Source organism: Pseudomonas sp. P116 (assembly GCF_020149425.1).
In the GTDB taxonomy this organism is placed as follows: Bacteria; Pseudomonadota; Gammaproteobacteria; order Pseudomonadales; family Pseudomonadaceae; genus Aquipseudomonas; species Aquipseudomonas anatoliensis.
On the sequence record NZ_JACVHB010000003.1, the window covers coordinates 253,840 to 279,595 of the forward strand.

At 59.4% G+C, this 25,756-nt stretch carries 23 protein-coding genes and 1 pseudogene; 16 read left to right on the forward strand and 8 right to left on the reverse strand.

What is annotated here, in order from left to right:
- Positions 1-71: 71 nt before the first annotated feature.
- Genes ftsX through ftsY form a run of 3 tightly spaced genes read right to left on the reverse strand, consistent with a single transcriptional unit; the run spans position 72 to position 3,312 of the window.
- Positions 72-1,097, reverse strand: a complete 1,026-nt coding sequence (gene ftsX, locus ICA15_RS11580) for a permease-like cell division protein FtsX (RefSeq protein WP_042561558.1) — start codon at positions 1,095-1,097, stop codon at positions 72-74.
- Positions 1,094-1,765 (reverse strand): cell division ATP-binding protein FtsE, encoded by a 672-nt coding sequence (gene ftsE, locus ICA15_RS11585; protein WP_150601987.1) that lies wholly within the window; start codon positions 1,763-1,765, stop codon positions 1,094-1,096. The genes ftsX and ftsE overlap by 4 nt, the downstream gene beginning before the upstream one ends.
- Complete coding sequence (ftsY, locus tag ICA15_RS11590) at positions 1,762-3,312, reverse strand: signal recognition particle-docking protein FtsY (RefSeq protein WP_210553464.1); 1,551 nt, start codon at positions 3,310-3,312, stop codon at positions 1,762-1,764. Before ftsY ends, ftsE begins: the two co-directional genes overlap by 4 nt.
- On the opposite strand from ftsY, the gene ICA15_RS11595 reads away from it, so the two are divergent.
- The 9 genes and pseudogenes from ICA15_RS11595 (at position 3,311) to ICA15_RS11635 (ending at position 14,789) form a co-directional block, all read left to right on the forward strand.
- Positions 3,311-3,505 (forward strand): hypothetical protein, encoded by a 195-nt coding sequence (locus ICA15_RS11595; RefSeq protein WP_150601989.1) that lies wholly within the window; start codon positions 3,311-3,313, stop codon positions 3,503-3,505. The genes ftsY and ICA15_RS11595 overlap by 2 nt on opposite strands.
- Before the next feature lie 152 nt (positions 3,506-3,657).
- A complete protein-coding gene (locus ICA15_RS11600) occupies positions 3,658-5,013 on the forward strand; it encodes a M16 family metallopeptidase (RefSeq protein ID WP_210553463.1) in 1,356 nt (451 codons plus the stop codon).
- Positions 5,006-6,496 carry a M16 family metallopeptidase gene (locus ICA15_RS11605; RefSeq protein WP_210553462.1) on the forward strand — a complete coding sequence of 497 codons (1,491 nt, stop codon included), beginning with the start codon at positions 5,006-5,008 and terminating at the stop codon, positions 6,494-6,496. The genes ICA15_RS11600 and ICA15_RS11605 overlap by 8 nt, the downstream gene beginning before the upstream one ends.
- Positions 6,496-7,095 (forward strand): 16S rRNA (guanine(966)-N(2))-methyltransferase RsmD, encoded by a 600-nt coding sequence (gene rsmD / locus ICA15_RS11610; protein ID WP_210553461.1) that lies wholly within the window; start codon positions 6,496-6,498, stop codon positions 7,093-7,095. Before ICA15_RS11605 ends, rsmD begins: the two co-directional genes overlap by 1 nt.
- Before the next feature lie 111 nt (positions 7,096-7,206).
- Positions 7,207-8,547 (forward strand): M16 family metallopeptidase, encoded by a 1,341-nt coding sequence (locus tag ICA15_RS11615; protein ID WP_210553460.1) that lies wholly within the window; start codon positions 7,207-7,209, stop codon positions 8,545-8,547.
- Positions 8,544-10,043, forward strand: a complete 1,500-nt coding sequence (locus ICA15_RS11620) for a M16 family metallopeptidase (RefSeq protein WP_210553459.1) — start codon at positions 8,544-8,546, stop codon at positions 10,041-10,043. The genes ICA15_RS11615 and ICA15_RS11620 overlap by 4 nt, the downstream gene beginning before the upstream one ends.
- Before the next feature lie 850 nt (positions 10,044-10,893).
- Positions 10,894-12,192 (forward strand): annotated as a pseudogene (locus tag ICA15_RS11625) (M16 family metallopeptidase); the annotation flags it as partial.
- Positions 12,175-13,590 (forward strand): M16 family metallopeptidase, encoded by a 1,416-nt coding sequence (locus ICA15_RS11630; protein WP_210553575.1) that lies wholly within the window; start codon positions 12,175-12,177, stop codon positions 13,588-13,590. The pseudogene ICA15_RS11625 and the gene ICA15_RS11630, both read left to right, overlap by 18 nt.
- A gap of 185 nt (positions 13,591-13,775) precedes the next feature.
- The gene (locus tag ICA15_RS11635; protein ID WP_224450875.1) at positions 13,776-14,789 is read left to right on the forward strand and encodes a hydrolase; all 1,014 of its coding nucleotides are present in this window, start codon (positions 13,776-13,778) and stop codon (positions 14,787-14,789) included.
- A gap of 61 nt (positions 14,790-14,850) precedes the next feature.
- Here ICA15_RS11635 and ICA15_RS11640 read toward each other — a convergent pair whose 3' ends face one another.
- Both ICA15_RS11640 and ICA15_RS11645 read right to left on the reverse strand, forming a co-directional pair.
- Entirely contained in the window at positions 14,851-15,705 is an 855-nt protein-coding gene (locus ICA15_RS11640) for a sulfurtransferase (protein WP_210553458.1), read from the reverse strand.
- Between the two features lie 30 nt (positions 15,706-15,735).
- On the reverse strand, positions 15,736-16,407 hold the full coding sequence (locus ICA15_RS11645) for a TetR/AcrR family transcriptional regulator (protein ID WP_042561566.1): 672 nt from the start codon (positions 16,405-16,407) through the stop codon (positions 15,736-15,738).
- Positions 16,408-16,554: 147 nt separating this feature from the next.
- Here ICA15_RS11645 and ICA15_RS11650 point away from each other — a divergent pair, with 147 nt between their 5' ends.
- The 5 genes from ICA15_RS11650 to ICA15_RS11670 all read left to right on the forward strand — a co-directional run bounded on the left by ICA15_RS11650 (position 16,555) and on the right by ICA15_RS11670 (position 21,243).
- Positions 16,555-17,985, forward strand: coding sequence for a coniferyl aldehyde dehydrogenase (locus tag ICA15_RS11650; RefSeq protein WP_210553457.1), 1,431 nt, complete (start codon positions 16,555-16,557; stop codon positions 17,983-17,985).
- Between the two features lie 32 nt (positions 17,986-18,017).
- On the forward strand, positions 18,018-18,563 hold the full coding sequence (locus ICA15_RS11655) for a twin-arginine translocation pathway signal protein (protein ID WP_210553456.1): 546 nt from the start codon (positions 18,018-18,020) through the stop codon (positions 18,561-18,563).
- Positions 18,564-18,654: 91 nt separating this feature from the next.
- A complete protein-coding gene (locus ICA15_RS11660) occupies positions 18,655-20,250 on the forward strand; it encodes a GMC family oxidoreductase (RefSeq protein WP_210553455.1) in 1,596 nt (531 codons plus the stop codon).
- A 115-nt stretch (positions 20,251-20,365) separates the two neighbouring features.
- Complete coding sequence (coaD, locus tag ICA15_RS11665) at positions 20,366-20,845, forward strand: pantetheine-phosphate adenylyltransferase (RefSeq protein ID WP_150593581.1); 480 nt, start codon at positions 20,366-20,368, stop codon at positions 20,843-20,845.
- A 146-nt stretch (positions 20,846-20,991) separates the two neighbouring features.
- Positions 20,992-21,243, forward strand: a complete 252-nt coding sequence (locus tag ICA15_RS11670; RefSeq protein ID WP_003213796.1) for a YfhL family 4Fe-4S dicluster ferredoxin — start codon at positions 20,992-20,994, stop codon at positions 21,241-21,243.
- A gap of 149 nt (positions 21,244-21,392) precedes the next feature.
- Here ICA15_RS11670 and ICA15_RS11675 read toward each other — a convergent pair whose 3' ends face one another.
- From ICA15_RS11675 to ICA15_RS11685, 3 genes are all read right to left on the reverse strand, one after another.
- Positions 21,393-21,716, reverse strand: coding sequence for a multidrug transporter (locus tag ICA15_RS11675; protein ID WP_150617855.1), 324 nt, complete (start codon positions 21,714-21,716; stop codon positions 21,393-21,395).
- 70 nt (positions 21,717-21,786) lie between these two features.
- The gene (mutM, locus tag ICA15_RS11680) at positions 21,787-22,599 is read right to left on the reverse strand and encodes a bifunctional DNA-formamidopyrimidine glycosylase/DNA-(apurinic or apyrimidinic site) lyase (RefSeq protein WP_210553454.1); all 813 of its coding nucleotides are present in this window, start codon (positions 22,597-22,599) and stop codon (positions 21,787-21,789) included.
- A gap of 12 nt (positions 22,600-22,611) precedes the next feature.
- Positions 22,612-23,424: an HDOD domain-containing protein gene (locus ICA15_RS11685; RefSeq protein WP_191626406.1), complete on the reverse strand. Its 813-nt coding sequence runs from the start codon at positions 23,422-23,424 to the stop codon at positions 22,612-22,614.
- 228 nt (positions 23,425-23,652) lie between these two features.
- Between ICA15_RS11685 and ICA15_RS11690 the strand changes: the two genes are divergently transcribed.
- Both ICA15_RS11690 and ICA15_RS11695 read left to right on the forward strand, forming a co-directional pair.
- The gene (locus ICA15_RS11690; protein WP_150602003.1) at positions 23,653-24,192 is read left to right on the forward strand and encodes a type 1 glutamine amidotransferase domain-containing protein; all 540 of its coding nucleotides are present in this window, start codon (positions 23,653-23,655) and stop codon (positions 24,190-24,192) included.
- Between the two features lie 267 nt (positions 24,193-24,459).
- A complete protein-coding gene (locus tag ICA15_RS11695) occupies positions 24,460-25,656 on the forward strand; it encodes a class I SAM-dependent rRNA methyltransferase (RefSeq protein WP_150593576.1) in 1,197 nt (398 codons plus the stop codon).
- Positions 25,657-25,756: the final 100 nt, after the last annotated feature.

Below are 25,756 nucleotides of genomic sequence, written 5' to 3' on the forward strand. Positions count from 1 at the left end.
CGAAAAATTGACCGGGAACTCAAGTGCAAGTTCCCAAAAAACCGCAAGGTCAATCACGCGCAAAAAAGATTCTACTTCGGCGCCAGCTCCCTGAGATGACGTGCGACTGCAATCCATGCACCGATATAACCCAACAGCACCGCGCCAAGCAAGAGCGACAGACCATCGGCGACTGGCACTCCGGCCAGCGCGAAATCACTGCCGTACAAGCCGGCCAGTCCAACCACCGCGTCGTTCAGCCAGTCGAGGCCGAACGCCAATACGCCCCAGGACAACAGCCCCGCACCGAAGCCATACAGCGCGCCCATATAAAGGAAAGGACGCCGTACATAGCTGTCAGTGCCGCCGACGAGTTTAATCACTTCTATCTCTGTGCGGCGGTTTTCAATATGAAGACGAATGGTATTGCCTATCACCAAAAGTAATGCAGAAACCAGCAGCACTGTCAGACCGAAGACAAAACGATCGCCGAGCTTGAGGATGGCGGCCAGACGTTCGACCCAGACTAGATCAAGTTGCGCCTGTTGTACCTTGGGCAGCTCGGAAAGTTTTTGTCTTAATGCTTCCAGCGTGGTCTTGTCGACCTCGTTCGGCGTCACCAGCACAACGCCCGGTAAAGGGTTTTCCGGCAGCTCGCGCAGGGCTTCGCCCAATCCCGACTGCTGTTGAAACTCTTCCAGCGCCTGATCGCGCCCGACATATTCAGCATCAGCTACGCCGGGCATGCCTTTGATCTGTTCGCGCAACGACTCGCCCTGCTCCGGGCTGGCGTCGAGTTGCAGGTACAGCGAGATCTGCGCCGCACGCTGCCACGATCCGCCGAGACGCTCGACGTTATTGAGCAACAGCGAAAGGCCCATCGGCAGGCTCAGCGCCACCGCCATCACCATGCAGGTGAAGAAACTGCCGATCGGCTGCTTGCCGAGACGACGCAGGCTGTCGAGCAGGCTGGCGCGATGGCTTTCGACCCAGGCGCGGAACAGCGTGGCGAAGTCGGGGCCGTCATCATCGTCGTGTTTTTTCTTCTTTGCCGGTTGCGGATCGGCGGCCTTCGGGGCCACGCGCTCGGAAACCTTCGGACTGCGAGTGGCACTCATACCCCGGCCTCCCCGTCGCCGATCAATCGGCCACGTTGCAGGGTCAGCATGCGGTGACGCATCCGGGCGATCAGCGCCAGGTCGTGACTGGCGATCAGCACGCTGGTGCCCAAACGGTTGATGTCTTCAAACACGCCCATGATCTCGGCCGCCAGACGCGGGTCGAGGTTACCGGTCGGTTCGTCCGCCAGCAGCAGGGCCGGACGGTGGACGATGGCGCGGGCGATGCCGACGCGCTGTTGCTGACCGGTGGACAAGTCGCCTGGGTACAGACTGGTTTTGTCCGACAGCGCCACGCGCTCCAGCGCCGAATCGACCCGCTTGGCGATTTCGGCCTTGGACAGCCCGAGAATCTGCAACGGCAACGCGACGTTGTTAAACACCGTGCGATCGAACAGCAACTGATGGTTCTGGAACACCACGCCGATCTGCCGACGCAGGAACGGAATCTGCGCATTGCTGATGGTGCTCAGGTCTTGCCCGGCGAGCAGCAGCTTGCCGCTGCTCGGACGCTCCATCGCCAGCAACAGGCGCAACAACGTGGATTTACCGGCACCAGAATGGCCGGTCACAAACAAGAACTCGCCACGACGGACTCGAAAGCTCAGCTCATGCAAGCCGACGTGACCGTTCGGGTAGCGTTTACCGACCTGTTCGAAACGAATCATGAACGCTCCCGCTCGGCAAAGAGTGCCTGGACAAAGGGTTCGGCTTCAAAGGTACGCAAATCGTCGATGCCTTCACCGACGCCGATATAGCGAATCGGCAGACCGAACTGCTTGGCCAGGGCGAAGATCACCCCACCTTTGGCGGTGCCGTCGAGTTTGGTCAGCGCCAGGCCGGTCAGTTCGACGGTCTGGTTGAATTGCTTGGCCTGGTTGATGGCGTTCTGACCGGTACCGGCGTCGAGTACCAGCAGCACTTCGTGCGGCGCGTCGGCGTCGAGCTTGCCGATTACGCGGCGAACCTTTTTCAGCTCTTCCATCAGATTGTCTTTGGTGTGCAGACGACCGGCGGTGTCGGCGATCAGCACGTCGATGCCACGCGCCTTGGCGGCTTGCACGGCGTCGAAGATCACCGAAGCGGAATCGGCGCCGGTGTGCTGGGCAATCACCGGGATCTTGTTGCGTTCGCCCCAGACCTGCAATTGCTCCACCGCAGCAGCGCGGAAGGTGTCACCGGCGGCCAGCATGACTTTCTTGCCTTCCAGCTGCAGTTTCTTCGCCAGTTTGCCGATGGTGGTGGTCTTGCCGGCACCGTTGACGCCGACCACAAGGATCACGAACGGCTTGTTCTGCGACACGATTTTCAGCGGCTGCTCGACCGGTTTGAGCATCGCAGCCAGTTCGGCCTGCAGGGATTTGTACAACGCATCGGCGTCGGCAAGTTCCTTGCGAGCGACTTTCTGGGTCAGGCGTTGGATGATCTGTGTAGTGGCTTCGACGCCAACGTCGGCGGTCAGCAGACGGGTTTCGAGGTCGTCGAGCAGCTCGTCATCGATGGTTTTGCGACCGAGGAACAGGCTGGCCATGCCCTCGCCAATGCTGGCGCTGGTTTTCGACAGACCTTGCTTGAGGCGGGCGAAGAAACCGGCTTTGGTTTCTTCGGTGCGCGGGGCTTCGACGGGGGCTTCGGTAACCACTTCGACCGGCAAGACCGGGGCAGCAACGACGGGGGCAGGTACTGGCTCGGGCTGTTGAACGATTGGCGCAGCAGGAGCAACAACGGCCGGAGCAACAGGCTCAGAAGCGATAGTTTCAGTGACTGGTTCTGCAACAACGGGCGCTACAAGCACCGGCACAGGCTCGCCAACCGGCTCAACCACAGGCGCCGGAGCGACCTCTGGAACAAACGCAGCAGGCGCAGGAATCTGCGGGGTGATATGCGGCGCAGCCTCTTCAACCAACGCCACCGGCTCTTCCGCCACTGGCAAGGTCAGCCATGGCTCAGCCGCCGGAGTCAGCGGCAGCTCAGCCGCCACAGGCGCTTCAGGCTCTGGTTCTGGCTCAACCGGTTGCAACACCGGCTCGGCAATCGGCAGCACAATCGGAGCCGGCTCTTCTTCTATTAAAGGAGCAGGCGCCGGGGCCGGTTCAGGAATTGCGGGCGGCTGTTCGACGACGGGTTCCTGCGGTTTCTTACGCAGCCATCCGAACAGGCTTTTCTTCTCGCCAGCCGCAGCTGGGGTCTTCTTGTCGTCGTTGGAACCAAACATGGAGGACGGCTATCTCACGGTAGCGACGCGCCATAAGGGCGCCCCGGCAAATAAATATTCGATGCAGAACAGACTGTGTTTAGCCCAGCTTGTTCACGCGCAACATTTTGTCGAGGCGCCAAAGACGCCTCAAAGGTCGATTAACACGAAGGACTGGAACGGCATCGTCGGCGAAAACGCAGAGTTTAGCTGACAAACTCAAAGCTTCTGCCGGGAACCCATACAACCTATCGACCGATCAAAGGCCTGATAGGCGTGGCCGCCAGTAAAACGGATCAGTATCCTAGCACCTCCTCGCCCGCCTAGGCTAAGACCAAGCGGGCAGCCCAACAGGTTAAAAAACGAATGAATGCTCTAGCCCGCCGCGCTGCAGGCCTGCTGTTCAGCACAGTCTGCCTGCCCCTTTCGGCCCTGGCGGCCGACCCGCAACCGACCCACGAATTCACTCTCGACAACGGCTTGAAGGTCGTCGTGCGCGAAGACCATCGCGCGCCGGTGGTGGTGTCGCAAGTCTGGTACAAGGTCGGTTCCAGCTACGAAACCCCGGGCCAGACCGGTCTGTCCCACGCGCTTGAGCACATGATGTTCAAGGGCAGCGAAAAAGTCGGCCCCGGCGAAGCCTCGCTGATCCTGCGCGACCTCGGCGCCGAAGAGAACGCTTTCACCAGCGATGACTTCACCGCTTATTACCAGGTGCTGGCGCGCGACCGTCTGGGCGTGGCCTTCGAACTGGAAGCCGATCGCATGGCCAACCTGCGCCTGCCGGCCGACGAGTTCGCCAAGGAAATCGAAGTCATCAAGGAAGAGCGCCGTCTGCGCACCGATGACAAGCCGATGTCCAAGGCTTACGAACGCTACAAGGCGATGGCTTACCCGGCCAGCGGCTACCACACGCCGACCATCGGCTGGATGGCTGACCTCGACCGGATGAAGGTTGAAGAGCTGCGCCACTGGTATCAATCCTGGTACGTGCCGAACAACGCCACATTGGTGGTCGTCGGCGACGTCACCCCGGACGAAGTCAAAACCCTCGCCCAACGCTACTTCGACCCGATCGCCAAACGCGACGTGCCACCGGCGAAACAACCGCTGGAACTGGCCGAACCCGGCGAGCGCAAGATCACTCTGCATGTGCAGACACAACTGCCTAGCCTGATGCTCGGTTTCAACGTGCCGAGCATCGCCACTGCCGAGGACAAACGCTCGGTTAACGCGCTGCGGTTGATTTCGGCGCTGCTCGATGGCGGTTACAGCGGACGCATCCCCACCCAACTGGAGCGCGGTGAAGAGCTAGTGTCCGGCGGCTCGTCGAGCTACGACGCCTACACTCGCGGCGACAGCCTGTTTACCTTGTCGGCCACGCCCAACACCCAGAAGAAAAAGACCATGGCGCAAGCCGAGGCTGGCCTGTGGAAGCTGCTGGAGCAGTTGAAAACCACTGCGCCGTCCGCCGAAGAACTGGAGCGCGTCCGCGCCCAAGTGATTGCCGGTCTGGTTTACGAACGTGATTCGATCACCAGTCAGGCCACGGCCATCGGTCAGCTTGAGACCGTCGGCCTGTCGTGGAAACTGATGGACACCGAACTGGCCGATCTGGAAAGCGTGACCCCGCAAGACATCCAGAACGCCGCCAAGCTGTATTTCACCCGCGAACGTCTCAGCGTCGCCCACGTACTGCCACTGGAGACGACTCATGAGTGAGCGCAAAACCCCACGCTTTCTGCTGCTTGGCCTGATCGCGGTCGCCGTGATCGGCGCCACTGCTTTCTATCTGTCGCCAAGCGCTGACAGCAAGGCGAGCGATGCACTGGACAACGCCAAGTCCACGCAAAAGCTGCAATCGCTGGCCGAACTCGACGGCAAGGCCCCGGCCAGCCGCAAACTCGACGTGCAGACCTGGAACACCGCCGAAGGCGCCAAGGTGCTGTTCGTCGAAGCCCACGAGCTGCCGATGTTCGACATGCGCCTGATCTTCGCCGCCGGCAGCAGTCAGGACGGCAATGCGCCGGGTCTGGCGGTGCTGACCAACGCGATGCTCAATGAAGGCGTGGCTGGCAAGGATGTCGGTGCAATCGCCCAGGGTTTCGAAGGCCTCGGTGCGGATTTCGGCAATGGCGCTTTCAAGGACATGGCATTGGCTTCGCTGCGCAGTCTGAGCGCCGCTGAGCAGCGCGAACCGGCATTGAAGCTGTTCTCGGAAGTCGTCGGCAAACCGACCTTCCCTGCCGACTCGTTCGCGCGTATCAAGAATCAGATGCTCGCCGGCTTCGAATACCAGAAACAGAACCCCGGCAAACTTGCCAGCCTGGAGCTGATGAAGCGCCTGTACGGGGATCACCCGTACGCGCATTCGAGCGACGGCAACGAGCAGAGCGTACCGAAGATCACCCTTGCGCAACTGCGTGAATTCCACGCCAAGGCCTACGCTGCCGGCAACGTGGTGATCGCGCTGGTCGGTGACCTGTCCCGCGCTGACGCCGAGGCGATTGCCAATCAGGTTTCCGCTGCCCTGCCGAAAGGCCCGGCAATGGCGAAGATCGCCCAGCCACAGGAACCGCAAGCCAGTGTCGGTCATATCGAGTTCCCATCGAAGCAGAGCAACCTGATGATCGCGCAGTTGGGCATCGACCGCGATGACCCGGACTACGCGGCATTGTCGATGGGCAACCAGATCCTCGGCGGCGGGGGTTTCGGCACCCGGTTGATGAGCGAAGTTCGCGAGAAACGCGGGCTGGCCTATGGCGTGTATTCCGGCTTCAGCCCGATGCAGGTTCGCGGCCCGTTCCTGATCAACCTGCAGACCCGCGCCGAAATGAGCGAAGGCACGCTGAAGCTGGTGCAGGACGTGCTTGCCGACTACCTGAAAACCGGTCCGACCCAGAAAGAACTCGACGACGCCAAACGCGAACTGGCCGGCAGCTTCCCGCTGTCCACCGCGAGCAACGCCGACATTGTTGGCCAACTTGGCGCCATGGGCTTCTATAATCTGCCGTTGAGCTACCTGGATGACTTCATGCGTCAGTCCCAGAGCCTGACCGTGGAACAAGTCCGCGACGCTCTGAACAAACATTTGAGCACGGACAAAATGGTCATCGTCACCGCTGGCCCGACCGTGCCGCAAAAGCCGTTACCGGCCCCATCTGATAAACCTGCCGAGCAACCGCTCGGGGTTCCGGAGCATTAATGGCTACTCGTCCGAAAAAACCTGTTCACAACGTGCACAACGGCGTGAATCAACTGCGCATCATTGGTGGTGAATGGGGCAGCCGCAAGCTGAGCTTCCCTGACGCGCCGGGGCTGCGCCCAACGCCGGACCGCGTGCGTGAGACGCTGTTCAACTGGCTCGCGCCTTACGTGGAGGGCGCCAAGGTATTCGATCCGTTCGCCGGCAGCGGCGCGCTGTTTCTCGAAGCACTGTCCCGTGGCGCCGCCATGGGCCAGGCGCTGGACGCCAGTAACATCGCGGTCTCCAGCCTCAAGGAGCATCTTGGCACCCTGCGCTGCACCAACGGTCAGGTACAGACCGCCGACGCCCTGCGCTATCTGGAAACGCAAACTGCCACCGCGTATGACCTGGTGTTCCTTGACCCGCCGTTCAACCAGAACCTGCTGCCCGCCGTGTGCGCACTGCTCGAAGAGCGTCAGTGGCTGGCCGACGATGCCTGGGTCTACACCGAAAGCGAAACCGCACCTTCGACCCTCGGTTTGCCAGGCAACTGGCGCCTGCACCGCGAGCAGAAATCCGGTCGCGTTTATTACTCGTTGTGGCAGCGCAGCGCCTGAGCTCTGGGCTCATGGGCGCTGACGTGCGATAGATAGATACCGCACGCAGCCCTTCAAATCTCGCCACAGTGGCTAGCACAATTTGCGCTAACCACTGAGGACGATTCACGTATGGACACGCTATGCAGCCGGATGCTGCTTTTTCTTTGCCTGGCGCCATTGATGACGCTGGCCTCCCCGCCCCCGCCGACTCATCAATTCACTCTGCAAAATGGCCTGAAAGTGCTTGTGCGCGAAGACCATCGCGCGCCATTGGCAACCTCGCAACTGCGGTTCCAGGTTGGCTCTGCCGACGAGGCGCCGGGTCAGACCGGGCTCTCCCACGCGCTCGAGCACATGCTCTACAAAGGCAGCAGCAAAACCTGCGCAGGTGAGGCGGCGGCGATTCTTGACACGCTGGGCGCCCGACATAACGCCTCAACCTACAAAGATGCCACGGTTTACTACCAGACCCTCGCGCCAAAGTATCTGGGCGTCGCGTTCGAGCTGATGGCTGATCTGATGTCGACCGCCCACTTGCGTGATTCCGATCTGGTCCCGGAAATGGCGGTCATTCGCGAAGAGCGTCGCTTGAGGATTGACGATGATAACCATAGTCTGGCCCAAGAGCGCCTGCAGAGCGTGGCACACCTGGCAAGCAGCTATCGCACACCGATTATCGGCTGGATGCATGACTTGCACCGGTTAAACGCCGAAAACCTGCGCAAGTGGTATCACCTCCACTACGTACCCGGTAACGCCACGCTGGTCGTCGTCGGTGATGTGACAGTAGACCAGGTCAAGACGCTCGCAGAGCGCTACTTCGGCCCGCTCGCCACGCGGCCGGCTCCCCGATTATTGCGACCCACCGAGCTGGCAGCGCCGGGTGAACGCAAGTTGAAGCTTTACCTTCCTGTGCCCGCGCCTCAACTGATCCTGGCCTTTAATGTGCCAGGGCTGGTCACCGCTCAAAACCCGCGATCAGCACACGCACTACGTCTGCTCAACATATTGCTGGGCGGTACGAACAGTTCACCTCTGCAAAAACGCCTGCGTTACGCTGATCAGGTTTTCAGCGAGATCGACACCTCGTATGCCTACCTGACCCGAGGTGACTCGCTACTGACAGTGACAGCCGTACTTGCCGGTACCCATGCCAATGATATCGACGCTGCCGAGGCGCGGATCTGGAAAATCATCGAAGAACTGCGAACCACTGCACCTGCTCCCGAGGAGCTGGAACGCGCGCGAACTCAGTTGATTGCCAAGCAAGTGTATGCGCAAGACTCCATCATGGCTCAGGCCAACAGGCTGGCCACACTTGAAAGTATTGGCCTGTCATGGCAATCGATGGATCGGGATGCCGACGAACTCGCACAGGTGACACCCACTGATATCCAACAGGCTGCCGAGCGCTATCTGACACGAGAGCGTGTGAGCGTCGCCCATGTATTGAAGAAGGTGGCACCATGATTAGCTACCTTCGTCGACCATGGCGCGTTTGCCTTGTGCTCGGACTAATCGCCTGCCTGACCTGCGCCCGGACATTGGCATCCACGGTCTCCATTACGCCGGCAAACTTCCCCACGCCGCGCCTGGAATCATTGAAAGAGCTGACACCTGAGCCCATAACGCCACGGGCGACGTCAATCAAGGGCTGGAAAACGCAGACCGGCACCAAAGTGCTGTTCATCCGCACCACAGAGCTGCCGATGTTCGATCTGCAAGTCAGCTTCACTGCCGGCAGCGCCCGGGACAGCAGCCTGCCGGGACTCGCCGCAACGACGCTGAGGATGCTTATTGAAGGCGTGCCGGGTAAAGACTTTCCCGCGATTGTCCAGACATTCGATGATCTCGGTGCGCAGCTTGATTTGAGCATTGAGCATGAACGCGTCACGCTGTCGTTGCGCAGCTTGAGCAATGCACAGAAAAGTGCACCGGCACTGCAGTTGATTACGCAGATGCTCGGCGAATCGCTGTTGACCGACGACGCGTTGAAGAAGGTCAAAAAAGCACTAAAAGACCGTATCGCCAGCGCATCCCGGGACGATGACAAACTGGCGGAGGACCTGGTCAGGAAACTGCTGGCCCCGAACAGTCCCTACTCAGTGCCGCTCTATGGCACGAATGAGGGTCTGACAGCGATAACACGCACAGACGTGGAGCAATTTCACCAGCGCTTCTATACCGCCAGTCAGGCACAAATCACTTTGGTGGGGGATTTGACGCTGGCACAGGCCAAGACGATCAGTCTGCAAATCAGCAATGCCCTGCCGGTCATGCCTATGGGCGGCACTCCCCCACCGCCTATGCCTGTGCAAACAGCGGACGGCACCGACCTGACCCGTCATGAGGAACGGCCACTGACCCAGACCCATCTGAAGCTTGCCCAGCGCAGCGTGTCGCGCCAGCACCCGGACTATGCAGCGTTGTACGTGGCCAATCTGATTTTTGGTGGCACACCCAGCAGTCGACTGATGAGTGAACTGCGGGAAAAGCGCGGGCTGGTGTACAACGTACACGCAGAAAACTCCAATTGGGCCACGGCAGGCGTGATGACCATTTCCCTGCAGGTCAGTCCGTCACTGAGCCAGGCGACGCTGGCATTGACCCGGTCAATGTTCAGTGACTATCTGCGCGACGGGCCGACACAGCAGGAGCTCGACCAGATCAAGATTCGGTTGGCCAACAGTCGCGCCCTGCAGAGCGCCAGCAACGGACAAATACTCGCCCGACTGGAGGCAATCAACCAACATGACCTGCCACTCGACCTTGATTACACCGTGCAACAGATACAGCGTCTGACGCTCAAGCAAGTCCACGAAGCAATGAAGCGACACTTGTCCGCCGATCGCTGGCGCGTCGCAACGGTGGGGGCGACTGTCGTTCAGCAGCCATTGCCGGAGCCACCGCTCGCACCGTCCAGCACCTCATTGCCGAGCATGTGTCGCGCCGAGGCAGCGCTGTAACCTGAGCACAAATCCGCTCGCGCGTATTACGGTTGCTACAACGCAGTGCTGCAATATCAGCTTAACAAAACGCCTGGGCCGGCCTTACTGCGTGTCCAGGTAGTTTTTGCCGACATTTCTCGAACAACAACACTTCGAAGTTCGCGTTATTCAGTTTGGTTCAACGATAGCTTGAAGGGGCAATCAAAGACCATCGCCCGGCTGGTCACCAATGGTTGCCCATGGCAATTAATGGACCTTGACGTTCCGCCGCTGAGAGAGCTGACCCCTGCTGATATTCAGGGTGCCGCGAAGGCGTTCCTTAACCGTGAACGGGCAAGCGTCGGGCGCTCTTACCCTGTCGAGAAATAAAGCGTCGACACAGGCGCAAGAATCCGCCGAAAATCTACTGGGCCGAACGCTCGGACCCAGCAAGAATTTCGGCGGATATACCATTCGTATGCAGGTGTAATAGATCGCCTGCCTAACACTCAACACACCCCGCATCGTTGAATTTGAAGTATCAGGTTCCTTGTTTAAGGGAATCCACTTTCACCTATTACCGTCGCGAACTATAAAACTCATACAACTAGCAGCCCGACTTTCAAACCATCCAATACAGCATTACTCCGCCTGTTATTTAATCGCTACCATCGACCCTCCACCTACCGCACGGGCTTATTACTCACTGCAACAACGAGGCTCTGCAACATTTCTTCAAGGTATATCCGGACAGGTTAATTCCCAGCCCGGCCGGACATCACATCAAACTCACTCAAATAGTAATACATGAAGATTAACGCGAACTTCCATTTGCAGTTCATTGTGTCTAAGCGAAATAACTCGCTTAAACATTACGGACTATTCACGGATGAATGTAACAACTGAATCACCCTCCAAGGCAACTCATGTATTCACACTCGACAATGGTTTGAAGGTCGTCGTGCGCGAAGATCATCGTTCGCCGGTAGTAGCCTCCCAGGTTTGGTATAAAGTCGGCTCAAGCTACGAAGCGCCGGGGCAGACAGGCTTGTCCCACGTCCTGGAGCACATGATGTTCAAGGGCAGCAAGACACTCGGCCCAGACGAAGCTTCGCAGATACTGCGCAACCTTGGCGCAGAAGCAAACGCATATACCGACGCCGATTTCACCGTTTATCACCAGGTACTGGCGCGCGACCATCTGGGCGTGGCTCTGGAACTGGAAGCAGACCGCATGGCCGGCCTGCGTCTGCAGGCAGACGTGTTCGCCCGCGAGATCGAAGTCGTCAAGGAAGAACGTCGTTTGAGTACTGACGATGTTCCGTTCGCCAAGGCCTACGAACTTTTCGCGGCCATGGCCTACCCGGCCAGTGGATACCACACGCCCACTATCGGCTGGATGGCTGACCTTGACCGTATGACGGTCGAAGATCTGCGTGGCTGGTATCAATCCTGGTACATGCCCAACAATGCCATATTGGTTGTGGTCGGCGACGTGACGCTGGATGAAGTCAAAACCCTGGCCCAGCGTTACTTCGGTCCGATTGCCCGACGCAACGTGCCGCCAGCGAAAATCCCCTTGGAGCTTGCCGAACCTGGCGAACGTCAGCTCACCCTGCACGTGCAGACCCAATTTCCAAGCCTGATACTGGGCTTCAACGTTCCGAGTATCGTCACCGCTCAAGACAAGCGCGCGGTCACCGCATTGCGCCTGATCTTAGACCTTCTCTCCCTTGGACTCAGCAGCCGTATTCAGAGCCAACTGGTTCGTGGCGAAGAGTTGATTTCCTCCGGATCCGTCAGCTACGACGCTAATAGCCGTGGCGACAGCCTGTTCACCCTGACGGTTACGCCGAACGTTCTGAAAAACAGAACTGTGGCACAAGTCGAAGCCGGCTTGTGGAGGCTGCTCGATGAGCTGAAAACTACCCCCCCGTCCACGACTGAGATTGAACGGGTGAGCGCGCAAATAATTGCGCGGGAGACCTTCCAGCGAGACTCGATTACCAGCCAGGCCCAAGCCATCGGTGTACAAGAAGGTATCGGACGTTCCTGGACGTTCATGGAATCCGATCTGCTCGCCTTGCAGAGCGTAACGCCGCAAGACATCCAGCAGGCCGCGCGCACTTATTTCACTCGCCAGCGCCTTAGTATCGGGCACGTGTTACCTATGCACGCAAAATCTGAAAGTACCTCTGAAACTACTGTTCCAACCACACCTGAAATCACTCCCGGCGACAACTCCAATCCCGACCGTACATTGCAGTCATTGGCGGAACTCGAAGGAAAGGTCCCGAGCAGTCGCACGCTCGACGTGCAGACTTGGAACACTGTCGAAGGCGCCAAGGTGATGTTTCTCGCGGCTCCCGAACTGCCAATGTTCGACCTGAAGCTGACCTTCGCCGCAGGCAGTAGCCGTGATGGCGATGCTGGCGGCTTGGCGATACTGACTAACGGCTTACTCAACGAAGGAGTGGCGGATAAGGATGCTGGCCAAATCGCTGACGTTTTTGAAAGCGTGGGTGCTTCGTTCAAAAACGGCGTTGAAAACGACACAGCCGTTGTCTCGCTTCGCAGCCTGAGCGCGCTGGATAAACGCGAACCCGTCCTGGCAATGTTTGCAGAACTCACAGGAAAACCGACTTTCCCGGACGATGCGGTTCTGCACATCAAGGATCAGGTACTCGCTCGCGTCAACTACTTCAAACAGAACCCTGACGCACAGGCCAACGCAGAACTTCTCAAACGTGTATATGGCAATCACCCCTACACGACATCCAAATACGGTACTGCGCAATCCGTTGCTGCGATCACACGATCGCAAATCAAGGCGTTTCATGAGAAAGCTTACGCTGCGGGTAATGTGGTGATTGCGCTGGTGGGCGATCTCTCCCGCGAGGACGCCGAAGCGATTGCAGCACAAGTTTCTTCCTCATTGCCAAAGGGCCCGGCTCTGACAAAAATCGAACAACCTGTTCAACACGAGGCCAGCACCGTCCACCTCGAGTTTCCAACCAAACAGACCATCCTGCGTCTCTCGCAGCTGGGCGTCGAGCGCGACGATCCGGACTATGCTGCGGTGGTGATGGGCAACTGGATACTTGGCAGTGGTCCAGGTAGTCGATTGACCACTGAGGTACGTGAGAGGCGTGGTCTGACTTACGATGTAAGGTCATCGCTGGAACTGTTGCAGGTGCGCGGTCGGTTCTTGATCGAATTGAAAACACGCGCCGACGTTAGCGAGGCTACGCTGCAACTGGTGAAGGACGTGATCGCCAGCTTCCTGGAAAACGGCCCAACCGAGAAAGAACTCGCCGAGGTCAAGCGCGAACGGACAGGACGGCTCCTGCGGTCCGCTGCCAGCAATGCCAGCATTGTCAACAAACTCGCCGGCATTGGATTCCGAAACGGGTCTTTGAGCGAAGATGAGGACTTCATTCGGCAGATCCAGAGTTTAACGGTCGAGCAAGTCAAAACCGCGATGAACAAGCACCTGAGTCTGGATGAAATGGTCATCGTGACCGCTGGCCCGACCGTGCCGCAAAAGCCATTGCCGGCCCCCATTGCCGAGCCTGCCGCGCAATAAATCGGAGATCCGCTGGTAATGGCTGACTAATAAGGCTTGCGCGACCTGTCATGGCGTCAGACGACGGTTAGACCCGGAACACGTGTCGCGCAGACACGAGCTTTGTGGCAAGTTAGGTTTTCATTGAATTTGGCAGTCGCAATAGCGCGCCTGCCGTTTCATGCATCATTCTTACGAGATTTGCCGTGCGCGCATTTACCCCTTCCATCGGTCCCGATTTCCGCTTTACGCCCGCCTTCGGTCTCGGCAACCCGCACCTGCAAACCTTGTGGGGACCGCTCTGGCGCAAAACCACCCACCTGGACCGCGAACGTGAACGCTTGTGGCTTGCAGACGGCGACTTCCTCGATCTGGACTGGCATGGCCCGCACACCGCCGATGCGCCATTGGTGCTGGTGTTGCACGGCCTGACCGGTTCGTCCAATTCGCCTTATGTCGCCGGCCTGCAAAAAGTGCTGGGAGCTCAAGGCTGGGCCAGTGTCGCGCTGAACTGGCGCGGCTGTTCGGGCGAGCCGAATCTGCTATCGCGCAGTTACCACTCCGGTGCCAGCGAAGACCTCGCCGAAGCCATTCGGCACCTGCGCGCCAAGCGACCGATGGCACCGCTGTATGCCGTCGGTTATTCCCTGGGCGGTAATGTGCTGCTCAAGCACTTGGGCGAAACCGGCAGCGCCAGCGGCGTACTCGGTGCCGTGGCGGTGTCGGTACCGTTTCGGCTCGATCAATGCGCCGACCGTATCGGCCAGGGTTTTTCGAAGATCTATCAGGCGCATTTCATGCGTGAGATGGTCGGCTACATCAAGAACAAGCAACGGCAGTTTCAGCACGATGGCCGCGAGGACAGCCTGGCGGAGCTGGCCGCGCTCGGCTCACTGGAAAACATGCGCACGTTCTGGGATTTCGATGGCCGGGTGACGGCGCCGCTGCACGGATTTACCGATGCGCACGATTACTACCGCCGTGCATCCAGCCGCTATTTTCTCGGTGAGATTCGTACGCCGACCCTAATCATTCAGGCAGCGGACGATCCTTTCGTCTTCCCGCACAGCTTGCCGAGCGTTGAAGAGTTGTCTGCCTGCACGCAATTCGAATTGCAGCCCAAAGGCGGACATGTCGGTTTCGTCGACGGCTCATTGCGTCAGCCGGGCTACTACCTCGAACGTCGCATCCCGCAATGGCTGGCACGCCTGACGGCTTGAACGATCAGGGCGATACTCTTACCTGACGCCATCGCCAGCAGGCTCGCTCCCAAAAGGGGGGTTATTCGCCAGTGGCGATACCGCGCGAAGGCTCGTTGATCCACTCGCTCCACGACCCGGCATACAGCGAACCCAACGGGTACCCCGCCAGACACAGCGCAAACAGGTTGTGACACGCCGTCACGCCTGAGCCGCAATAGGCAACCAGTTCGGACGGTGAACGCTCGCCAAGCTTCGCGGCAAAGCGCTGTTTGAGCTGATCGGCCGGCAGGAAGCGCCCATCACTGCCCAGGTTGTCGGTAAACGCCGCGCATTGTGCGCCGTGGATGTGTCCGGCAATCGGGTCGATAGGTTCCACTTCGCCCTTGAAACGCGGCAAGGCCCGCGCATCGATCAGGGTCAACGCGGGTTGACCGAGGCGTTGCTGCAATTGCTCGGCATTGAGCAGCAGGCTCATGTCCGGCTGACCGCTGAAATGACCAGGCGTTAGCGTCGGCGCATCCAGACTCAGCGGCAGACCCGCCGCATGCCAGGCCTTGAGCCCGCCATCGAGAATGAACACGCCCTCGCGCTTGCCCAGCCATGCCAGCAACCACCATGCGCGCGCCGCGTAGGCACCGGGGCCGTCGTCATACAAAACCACGTCGCTGTCGGCATTGATGCCCCAGGCTTGCAGGCGCTCGACCAGCGCTGTCGGCTCGGGCAAAGGATGACGTCCGGTCACGCCTTTGACCACTTTGCCACTGAGGTCGCGCTCCAGATCAGCGAAACTCGCCCCGGCAATGTGCCCTTCGGCGTAGCTGCGCTGACCGTAATCCGGGTCTTCGAGGGCAAAACGACAATCGAGAATCACCAGCCCCGATTGCTCCTTGCGGGCATCCAGTGCGTTGGGACTGATCAGTTGCGCAATCGGCATAACGGGCTCCTGTGAATTCAACGAAACGGTTTACTTCACGTCATCGAGGGCCTGGGCCAGCGGCACGTAGAATTCCTCGAACAACGCATTGACCTCTTCACGTGCCTGTTCGGTGACAAACCCGGCCTCCAGTACCAGCACCTGGTACACGCCACGCTTGATGGCTTGCTCGCTGAGGTGGTTGGAGTTTTCCCGGGTGGTGCACAAAAAACGCACCCAGGACGTCAGGATGATCCAGGCATTGAGGGTCAGGGATTCGATCTGCACGCGGTCCATGTCGAGGATCCCGGCGGCAACAAAACCTTCGTAGATCGCCCCGCCCTGGATCAAGCAGCGCTGGGAAAAACGCCGATAGCGCGCGGCCAGCTCCGGATCGCTGTCGAGCAGATGTTCGAGGTCGCGGTGCAGAAAGCGATATCGCCACATCGCCGAGAGCAGCTCTTTGAGATAGAAGCGCTTGTCTTCCACCGTCGCGGCGCGCCCCTGCGGCGGGCGCAGGAAGCTGTCGACAAGGCTCTCGTACTCACTGAACAACACGGCGATGATCGCCTGCTTGTTGGGGAAGTGGTAGTAGAGATTGCCCGGAGAAATCTCCATATGGGCAGCAATGTGATTGGTGCTGATGCTGCGCTCGCCCTGCTGATTGAACAGTTCGAGGCTGTTCAGCACGATACGCTCGCTGGTTTTTATTCGTGGGGCCATGGCTTGGGCTTTAATTCAGAGTGCGTTGAGGGGCATATTACGACCTAACCGGAAATGGATAAAACACTGCTGTGCATGGAAGTCATTTGACTTTATAGAGCATAGACTCTAAAAAGTGCCTCATTACAATAAAATCCGGAGCCAACAATGACTGCCGATATTGCCTACCTGCAAACGCTACAAGAGCCACTGCAAGCACTTGATCGGCAGTTCGATGCGCAACGGGCCGCGTACGCCGCCAATCCGATGCCACCTGCTGCCCAGCGTCAGCAATGGCTCAAGGCCCTGCGCGATTTGCTCAGCAACGAGCGTCAGGCCTTGATCGAGGCAATCAGTGCCGATTTCAGCCATCGCAGCGCCGATGAAACGCTGCTTGCCGAATTGATGCCAAGCCTGCATGGCATTCACTACGCCAGCCGTCACCTCAATGGCTGGATGAAGCCTTCGCGGCGCAAGGTCGGCATGGCTTTTCAGCCAGCCTCGGCGAAAGTTGTCTACCAGCCACTGGGCGTGATCGGCGTCATCGTGCCGTGGAATTACCCGCTGTATCTGGCCATCGGCCCACTGGTCGGCGCGTTGGCGGCGGGCAACCGAGTGATGCTCAAACTCAGCGAGTCGACCCCCGCCACTGGCCTGTTGCTCAAGGAGCTGCTGGCGCGAATCTTCCCCGAAGATCTGGTCTGTGTGGTGCTTGGCGAAGCTGACATCGGCGTGGCGTTTTCCCGTCTGCGCTTCGATCACCTGCTGTTCACTGGCGCCACCAGCATCGGCAAGCACGTGATGCGCGCCGCCGCAGAAAATCTCACCCCCGTCACGCTGGAACTGGGCGGCAAATCCCCGGCCATCGTTTCCCGTGATGTGCCGCTCAAGGATGCCGCTGAGCGCATCGCCTTCGGCAAAACCCTCAACGCCGGGCAAACCTGTGTCGCCCCCGATTACGTGCTGGTGCCGGAAGACCGGGTCGGCGGCTTCGTCGAAGCCTATCGCCAGGCCGTACAGGGTTTTTATCCGACCCTCACCGACAACCCGGACTACACCGCGATCATCAACGAACGCCAATTGGCCCGACTCAACAGTTACGTCAGTGATGCCACCAGCAAGGGCGCGCTGCTGATTCCGCTGTTCGAGCAGGGTCAGGGCCGGCGCATGCCGCACAGTGTGTTGTTGAATGTCAGCGACGAAATGACGGTGATGCAGGATGAAATCTTCGGCCCGCTGTTGCCAATCGTGCCGTATCGAGATCTGGAGCAGGCATTCGCTTACATCAATCAGCGGCCTCGACCTCTGGCTCTTTACTACTTCGGCTACGACAAACGCGAACAGAACCGCGTGCTGCACGAAACCCATTCCGGCGGCGTGTGCCTGAACGACACGTTGCTGCATGTGGCGCAGGACGACATGCCCTTTGGCGGCATCGGCGCTTCGGGGATGGGCCATTACCATGGTCACGAAGGGTTCCTGACCTTCAGCAAAGCCAAAGGCGTGCTGATTAAACAGCGCTTCAATGCGGCCCGACTGATTTACCCGCCTTATGGAAAATCGATTCAGAAACTGATCCAGAAGCTGTTCATCCGCTAAACATTCGTCATCGCCGCCGGGTAATAAAAACAATGCACCCAAGCCTGACCGATACACCTGCACTGTCGCGCCGTGGCCTGCTGAAACTCAGCCTCGGCGCCACGGCATTCCTCGCCACCGCGGGACTCGGCGCCAGCCTCAGCGGCTGCTCGTCGAGCGTCGCGGCCAACGGTTTCATCTCGTTGCGCGACGGCGACCTGCTGTTTCTGCGCGCACTGGTTCCGGTAATGCTCGACGGCGCCGTGGCTCCCGAAAAGATGCCGGACGCGGTGGCTGGCACGCTCAAGTCGCTGGACTACAGCCTCGATCACCTGTCGCCGGAAATGCTCAAACTCACTCGACAGCTGTTCGACGTGCTGGGCATGACCGTGACGCGCGGGCCGCTCACCGGGATCTGGGGCAGTTGGGAAAACGCCACTCCCGAAGCAATGCGCAGCTTTCTCGATCGCTGGGAAAACAGCTCGTTGAGCCTGTTGCGTATGGGTCATAGCTCTTTGCAGCAGATGGTACTGATGGCCTGGTACAGCCGCGGCGAATCCTGGGCGCACTGCGGTTATCCCGGCCCGCCCACGGTCTGAACATCACGCGAAACCTGTGGGAGCGGGCTTGCCCGCGATAGCGTCAGTCGCCTCACAATCGAATTAAAAAATAATAAAGAGAGCCTGATCGATGCCCGTACCCGACCCCTTCCGCGAAGGCCTCGCCCGAGGCTGGAAAACCTACAACGGCGCGCAGTTGCCTGCCGATCTGACCCTCGAAACAGATGTCGCGATCATCGGCAGCGGCGCGGGTGGCGGTACCACCGCGGAAATCCTCAGCGCCGCCGGCTATAAAGTGCTGCTGATCGAAGAAGGCCCGCTGAAAACCAGCTCCGACTTCAAAATGCTTGAAGACGAGGCCTACAGCAGCCTCTATCAGGAAGGCATCGGCCGCATGAGCAAGGACGGCGCGATCACCATCCTGCAGGGCCGCGCGGTCGGCGGCACGACGCTGATCAACTGGACATCGAGCTTCCGCACGCCAGAGCCAACCCTCCAACACTGGGCCACCGAGCACAACGTCAGGGGCCACAGCCCTGCCGACATGGCGCCATGGTTCGAAAAAATGGAGCAGCGCCTCGGCGTCGCGCCGTGGATGGTTCCACCGAACCCCAACAACGACGTGATCCGCAAGGGCTGCGAGCAACTCGGCTACAGCTGGCACGTGATTCCGCGCAATGTGCGTGGCTGCTGGAACCTCGGCTACTGCGGTATGGGCTGCCCGACCAACGCCAAGCAATCGATGATGGTCACGACCATTCCGGCGACCCTGGAAAAGGGTGGCGAACTGCTGTACCTGGCCCGCGCGGAAAAGCTGCTGATCAACGGCGACAAAGTGACCGGCCTGCAATGCGTGGCCATGGATGAACGCTGCGTCGAGGCAACAGGACGCAAAATCACCGTCAAGGCGCGGCATTACGTTTTGGCCGGCGGTGGCATCAACAGTCCTGCCCTGCTGCTGCGCTCCGATGCGCCGGATCCGCATCAGCGAGTGGGCAAACGTACTTTTCTGCACTTGGTGAACATGTCCGCCGGACGCTTCGACGAGGTGATCAACCCTTTCTACGGAGCGCCGCAATCGATCTACTCCGACCACTTCCAATGGAAGGACGGCGTCACCGGGCCCATAGGCTACAAATTGGAAGTGCCGCCGCTGCACCCGGCGCTGGCGGCCACGCTGCTGGGCGGAATTGGCCAGGAGAGCGCGCAGCACATGGCCGATCTGCCGCACACACACGCGATGCTGGCGTTATTGCGCGACGGTTTTCACCCGGACAGCCCGGGCGGCAATGTCGAGTTGCGCGGCGACGGCTCGCCGGTGCTCGACTATCAAGTTTCGCCTTACACCTGGGAAGGCTTGCGCCGCGCGTTTCACCACATGGCCGAGATCCAGTTTGCCGGCGGTGCCAAAGCGGTGATGCCAATGCACGCCGACGCGCGTTATGTGAAGACGCTGGCCGAGGCGCGCAGCCTCATCGATGGCTTGAGCCTTGAGTTGTATCGCACACGGCTGGGCAGCGCCCACGTCATGGGCGGCTGCGCGATGGGTGAAGATCCGAAAACCGCAGTCACCGACAGCCTTGGCCGCCATCATCAACTGAGCAATCTGTCGATTCACGACGGCTCGCTATTCCCCACCAGCATTGGCGCAAATCCACAATTGTCGGTGTACGGTCTGACTGCGCAATTGGCCACTTCCCTCGCCGAACGGCTGAAAAATCCGTGAAAAAGCAGAATATTCCTATCGTCTATAGTGCTTTCTTACCCAACAGGCGACTTGGCCGACCGGGACGGCTGCGATACCATCCGACTCCCCAACGGACTCCCGCCAGGACGACGCGATGAACCGAGTGTTGTACCCAGGTACCTTCGACCCTATTACCAAGGGCCATGGCGATCTGGTCGAACGCGCCTCGCGCCTGTTCGATCACGTGATCATTGCGGTCGCCGCCAGCCCCAAGAAGAACCCGCTGTTCCCGCTGGAACAACGGGTAGAACTGGCTCGCGAGGTCACCAAACACCTGCCGAACGTGGAAGTGGTCGGTTTCGCGACGCTGCTGGCGCATTTCGCCAAAGAGCAGAACGCCAATGTCTTCCTGCGTGGTTTGCGGGCAGTGTCGGACTTCGAATACGAGTTCCAGCTGGCCAACATGAACCGCCAGTTGGCGCCGGATGTCGAGAGCCTGTTTCTCACCCCGTCCGAGCGTTACTCGTTCATTTCCTCGACGCTGGTGCGGGAAATCGCCGCGCTGGGCGGCGATATCAGCAAGTTCGTCCACCCGGCCGTGGCTGACGCCCTGACCCTACGCTTTAAAAAGTAGGAGCTGCCGAAGGCTGCGATCTTTTGATTTTGATTGCAGCCACATACAGCAGTTGATCGCACCCGCGTGCACTCCGGGCGCCAATGCGGCACAATTGCGCGCATTGGTTTATAGCGCCCGGGCCTGCCGCCCCGGCTGGAGTTAGCATGTCCCTGATCATCACCGACGATTGCATCAACTGCGACGTCTGCGAACCCGAGTGCCCGAACGCCGCCATTTCCCAAGGCGAAGAGATCTACGTGATTGACCCGAATCTGTGCACCCAGTGCGTCGGCCACTACGACGAACCGCAGTGCCAGCAGGTCTGCCCGGTGGATTGCATTCCGCTGGACGAAGCGCATCCGGAGACTGAAGAACAGTTGATGGAGAAGTACCGCCTGATCACTGGCAAGGCCTGATTTTTCAGCGCCTGTACCGACGCCATCGCGGGCAAGCCCGCTCCCACAGGGTTCTGTGGTGGAACACAAATTGTGTGAACACCAAAACCTTGTGGGAGCGGGCTTGCCCGCGATGAGGCCATCGGCAACACAGCAAAATCCGGATCAGCTCACTCGCGCTGCTCAAACCCTTCCCCGATACACCCCAGACACCGCACAAACGCCGCTCGCGCCGGATCAACCACCAACGCCTGCCCCGCATCGCCAATTCCGCCACCCAGCGCGGTAAACGGCAACGACACCACAAACGCTCCGGCACCGATCACCGTCGCCACCACCAGCAAAGGTCGGGCGATCAGCAAGTCGCCAAGCATGGCGTAGGCCGGTGGGTTCTGGATGGTGTAACGCGGATCACCGCTGCCGGTTTCCGTGGCCTGTACAGCCAGGCTGGAACACAGCAGCAGTGCGGCACAGAAGACTTGCAGGGATTTCATGGCACGATCCTTCGGGCTTGGCAGTGAGACAACTCACTATAGACCGTAGGATGTTTTCGAACGATTTGCCTCAGCTCTGACAGCGCGGGCAAAAGACGCTGGCGCGCTGGCCAAGCTTCACTTCGCGCAGACCGGTGCCGCAGACCTTGCAGTGTTCACCACCACGGCCATAGACAAACAGCTCCTGCTGGAAATACCCCGGTTGTCCGTCGCCACCGATGAAATCACGCAACGTGGTGCCGCCACGCTCGATGGCGGCGGCAAGGATGCGTTTGATCTCGATCGCCAGTTTCAGATAACGCCCCCGGGAAATGCCCCCGGCCTCACGACGCGGATCAATGCCCGCGGCGAACAGCGCTTCGGTCGCATAAATATTGCCGACCCCGACCACCACTGCGTTGTCCATGATGAACGGCTTGACCGCCATCGAGCGTCCGCGAGACAGCTTAAACAGCCGTTCGCCGTCGAACAGATCGGTCAACGGCTCCGGCCCGAGACGAATCAACAATTCGTGATTGAGCGGGTCGGAACTCCACAGCATCGCGCCGAAACGCCGTGGATCGGTGTAGCGCAGGGCCAGACCGGATTCCAGTTCGATATCGACATGCTCATGCTTGAGCGCCGGCAACCCGACTTCGACCAGGCGCAAATTACCCGACATGCCCAGATGGCTGATCAACGTGCCGACTTCGGCGTTGATCAGCAGATACTTGGCCCGCCGTTCCACCAGCACGATGCGCTGGCCCGACAGGCGCACATCGAGGTCTTCAGGGATCGGCCAGCGCAGCCGGCGGTCGCGCACGATCACTCGGCTGACGCGCTGGCCTTCCAGATGCGGAGCAATGCCCCGGCGGGTGGTTTCGACTTCCGGCAGTTCAGGCATGGCGTCCTCGAATCAATGCGCGCCTAAGTCGCGGATCGTTTGTTTGAGGGTTTCGAAGTCGTATTCCGACAGGCCGACGTAATCAAGCACCAGCGGGCCGACCGCGTTCCATTCGAAATCTTCGGTCTGGTTGCCCAGTACCCGATAGGACGCGCAGATGTGCTCGGCCATCTTGAGGATCGCCAACAGGTTCTTCAGTTGACTGTTGCGCGAGGACTCGTCGCTGAATATCGCCAGCGCGTTGTGGTGATTGGCGATTGCCGCACTGACGTGTTCCGGCAGGCGCCAGGACTTGGCCGTGTAGTAGCCGACCACGGCGTGGTTGGTGTTGAACTCGTTGTTTTCGGTGTCCACCACCCGGCATTCGGCGCTGGCATGGGCGTAGGCCTTTTCCAGAACCGACATGTAATTGGGAAAGCGCTGCAGCATCAACGGCACGCCGCAATCGTGGAACAGACCCAATGCGTAGGCTTCGTCGCCGGCCTGAGTGCCAATGCGCTTGGCCAGGGTCAGACACGTCATCGCCACATCCTGGGCGGTGTCCCAGAAACGGTTGAGCGTGACGATGGTGTCATCGTTCATCTCGCCCTTGATCGACTGCGCGTTGATCAGGTTGATGATCGAACGACTGCCCAACAGGTTCACCGCACGCTGGATCGAAGTGATCTTGTTGCTCAAACCGTAATACGGCGAGTTGACGATTTTCAGCAGCGAGCCGGACAAACCCGGATCCTGGGCGATCAGCTTGGCGATCACCTCCAGGTCCGGGTCAGGCATGTACTGCTCCATTTGCAGATCCACCATGATCTGCGGCTGCGCGGGCACGCTGATGCCTTGCAGGGATTGTTGAATCTGTTCGGCGGTCAGCTCTTGGGACATAAGTACACACTCTGGGACAGGCGGCGATTCTAACCTCTAAAAACCGCAGGACGACACACCAGTGGGCAATTGTCAGGAACTTTCATTCAAGCGCCGGCTTCGGACTCTGTAATGCCCAACGGATCACTTCGATCCCACTGGGCGGCAAATTCCCACAGACTCAGGAGCTTATCGATGGCTACGCAACTCAACGGCAAGCGCGTCGCTTTTTTGGTAACCGATGGTTTCGAACAGGTTGAATTGACAGGTCCCAAGCAAGCGCTCGAACAGGCCGGCGCTCAGGTCGATATCCTCTCGGCCGAAGAAGGCACGGTCAAAGGCTGGAACCATGACAAACCGGCGGATGACTTCAAGGTCGACCAGACCTTCCAGGCCGCCAGCAGCGAGCAATATGACGCCATCGTATTGCCCGGCGGCGTACAGAACTCCGACACCATCCGCATCGACCAGGATGCCCAGCACCTGGTCAAGACAGGCACCTCGGCCGGCAAACCGATTGCGGTGATCTGCCATGGCGGATGGCTGTTGATTTCGGCGGGGTTGGTCAATGGCAAGACCATGACCAGCTACAAGACGCTCAAAGACGATCTGGTGAATGCCGGCGCCAACTGGGTCGATCAGGAAGTAGTCAGAGACGGCCACTTGATCAGCAGTCGTCAGCCGGATGATATTCCGGCGTTTAGTCGTGAGTTGATCGACGCGCTGTCGGCCTGATACTGGAGGGCTACAGGGGTTTCTGTGGTGAGGGGATTCATCCCCGATGGGCGGCGGCGCTGCCCTGAATCGACTTACAAGTTGTATCAGGGAACCGAGTTATCTGGTTTTGCGACTGCTGCGCAGCCGATCGGGGATAAATCCCCTCGCCACAGAAGGTCTCACTACCACAGCAGCCCGGATTGACTCCCAGGCCATATGTCCATTCGCGGGCCAATCACCGGGCCCAACACGCTATACTCCCGCTCTTTTTTCCGGAGCGACGTCATGTCCCTGCCTAGCCTGCGCCTCAAAGCCAATGCCGACCGTCGCCTGCGCAACGGCCACTTGTGGGTCTACAGCAACGAAATCGATGTGGCGGCCACGCCACTGCACGGCTTCAAAGCCGGCGATCAAGCGATCCTCGAAGCTGCCGGCGGCAAGCCGCTGGGCATCGTCGCGATGAGCCCGAACAACCTGATCTGCGCCCGTCTGGTGTCCCGCGACATCAAGGTGCAACTGGACAAATCCCTGCTGGTGCATCGCCTCAACGTAGCGCTGTCGCTGCGCGATCGCCTGTTCGACAAGCCGTTCTACCGTCTGGTGTACGGTGACTCCGACCTGCTGCCAGGTCTGGTCGTTGACCGTTTTGGCGACATCCTCGTGGTGCAGATCGCCTCGGCGACCATGGAAGCGCATAAAGATGACGTGATCGCCGCACTGACCCAAGTGCTCAAGCCAAGCGGCATTCTGTTCAAGAACGATTCCGCTGCGCGTGACGCCGAAGGCCTCAACCGCTACGTCGAAACCGTGTTCGGTCTGGTACCGGAATGGGTCGCACTGGAAGAGAACGGCGTGAAGTTCGAAGCGCCGGTCATTCAGGGGCAGAAAACCGGCTGGTTCTATGACCACCGCATGAACCGCGCACGCCTGGCGCCATACGCCAAAGGCAAACGTGTACTCGACCTCTATAGCTACATCGGTGGGTGGGGCGTGCAGGCTGCCGCATTCGGCGCCAGCGAAGTGTTCTGCGTCGATGCTTCGGCCTTCGCCCTTGATGGTGTCGAGCGCAACGCTGCACTGAACGGCTTTGCCGACAAGATGACCTGCATCGAAGGCGATGTCTTTGAAGCCTTGAAAGAACTGAAGGCCAGCGAAGAACGCTTCGACGTGATCGTGGCCGACCCGCCAGCGTTCATCAAACGCAAGAAAGACATGAAGAACGGCGAAGGTGCGTACCGTCGCCTGAACGAGCAAGCCATGCGCCTGCTCAACAAGGACGGCATCCTGGTCAGTGCTTCGTGCTCGATGCACCTGCCGGAAGACGATCTGCAGAACATCCTGCTTACCAGCGCCCGCCACCTGGATCGCAACATCCAGTTGCTGGAGCGCGGCGGTCAGGGCCCGGATCACCCGGTCCACCCGGCCATCGCCGAAACCCGCTACATCAAGAGCATCACCTGCCGCCTGCTGCCTAACAGCTGATCAATGCGGATGACGGGGAGCCTAATGGCTCCCCGTTTGCTTTACGCCTGAACCTGACGGCTTCTCAACGATTTTTTCCTTTGTTATCACGACTTCCTAC